Source organism: Paenibacillus sp. 01L418, from assembly GCF_056400045.1.
The window spans coordinates 1-2007 of the sequence record NZ_JBFTSN010000687.1 but is presented as its reverse complement, the minus strand read 5'-3'; the positions used below and the strand labels follow the sequence as shown (position 1 = coordinate 2007).

2 protein-coding genes are annotated in these 2007 nt (G+C 32.7%); both read left to right on the top strand.

The features are described 5' to 3' along the window. Positions 1–642: 642 nt before the first annotated feature. Complete coding sequence (locus tag AC1DSE_RS34675; protein WP_441887069.1) at positions 643–1605, top strand: hypothetical protein; 963 nt, start codon at positions 643–645, stop codon at positions 1603–1605. Positions 1606–1753: 148 nt separating this feature from the next. After that, a partial coding sequence (locus tag AC1DSE_RS34670) for a hypothetical protein (RefSeq protein ID WP_477529057.1) occupies positions 1754–2007 on the top strand: 254 nt, incomplete at its 3' end.

Below are 2007 nucleotides of genomic sequence, written 5' to 3'. Positions count from 1 at the left end.
CAACGAAGGAGGATCACTATGAGAAATTTTTCAATTCATTGTATCTTGATGCGAAATACGATCTTATATTTGCCGTAGAAGCTGCCAATGAGAGTGAAGCAAGACTTAGAGCTGAAGAGGAATTAAGAAACGACGGGCTACTGGATAAAGTTGATCAAAACTTTGAAATTAACTAAGGAGAGGCTATGTAAAGACCAATTACTAATCAAGATCTCGATGATTATACCGTATCAAAATGTGTGATAAGAAAATGAAACGTACCAAAAATCAAATATACAGTTTTTGAAACGCTTTATAGTGTCTTTTTTTAGTGTATCAAAAAGCATGCTTTTTGAGACTTTGTCCGTTTGGACGGTAATTTCGATGGTCACTTCCGTTTCATTAACTCTACGAAAACCTAAGACTGGAAATATCAAAAGTAAGCTTGAATCTGTAATAATAAGTTAATAGTTTAAGATGCCATGAAACAGCAAAAATAATCAACAAAACGAAACAATAAACAATTTTGTATTTTAAAATAGTTAAACTAAAAAGGGATTTATAACCATCATTGAATCTATTATTTAGAAAAAAACTAGTTGACATGCAAATTGTTTATTACTATATTGGTTTAGAAGGAAAATAATGTATTGTAGGAAGAGCATGAAGAAATGGAGCCTTATTTTACCTGTTGTATTTTTAATGTTTGCTTCTGTTGCCCAAGCCACCGAAAGACCAGAAAAAATTGAAAAAAATGAGAGGAAAATTGTACTTAATGGGGCACTGACAATTACAAAGTATGACGATGGTCGGATTGCACCAGTCTCAACTTTTTTGAATCTATCAGAAATACAAGTCAATCAGGTATTAAGTGAGATGAAACTATCAAACGAACAAATCGAGCATTATTCTCCAGAACTAAAAAAGAGAATTATTAGCCGAGGTGGAGTAGCTGTCGAAATACAAAGCAGTCTAAAGCATTATTACAACAGTGTTGACGGCACTAGATATTTAATTACCGATGAAAATAGAGATGAAGTTAATGCGATTAAAGAGAAAGATAGCCTGACTTTAATGAAGCAAAGTAATGGTGGAATTAGTACGAAAGCTGTAATCCCTATAGATACAGAAAAGGATGGAAAATGGAGCGCATCAACTAGTATGATTTATCAGGGGTTAAGCTCTACAGGACAAGAATTTAAATATGATTTATATACTGAGTATAATTGGGATGGACAACCTAATTATTATTTTAGTGACTCAGTAGTACAATATTGGGATAATGCTACTGGTATCTCAAGTGCATCATCTTACGGGGCTAATAATTGGTTGCCCCAGGTTAATAATACAATTCAGCAGGAAGCTATGACAATTGTAAGGAAATTCGGTCAATCTCAAGGAACCTTCGATCTTAAACATTCTCATCATAATTACGGAGTAATAGTCGATGATCTTAGAGTTCCGAGAACTCTACGAGGCACAAATAAGCAGATACTTGCCAGTTATGCTCACCCATATATTCCTGGTTTTGTAAGCGCTGTAATGGGTATCGCAGGTATGTCATGGCCCGGTTTAATAGGAGACGACTGGTACTTGGATGGTACTTTTACTGTTCAAAACACCTAAATTAATTAGTATCATTTTTAAATTTATCGAGAACTTCAATCTTTATGTAAAGATTGAAGTTCTTTTCCATTTGATACATACTATAGATATTGGTTGAGCGACATTTAGATATATATATATTATCTTAAGTCAGCGACGAGGAGGAACAATGAAGAATAATGATAAGAAGATAATGAAAAAAAGTATATTTATAATATTAGCTGTCATAGTAGTTGCGATTTTATTTATGCTTTCTAATGGTTATGCGTTTACAGAGTCAAGTGCACTTGCATTGTCTAACAAACATAAAAAGAGTCAAATTGTTTATTCAAAAGAGTTTGGCGACATTAATTTGTTAGTTGAGAAAGAACTTAATAAGAAGTATCTCATAGAATTAAAGAAAAAATGGTTTTTATATAAAGT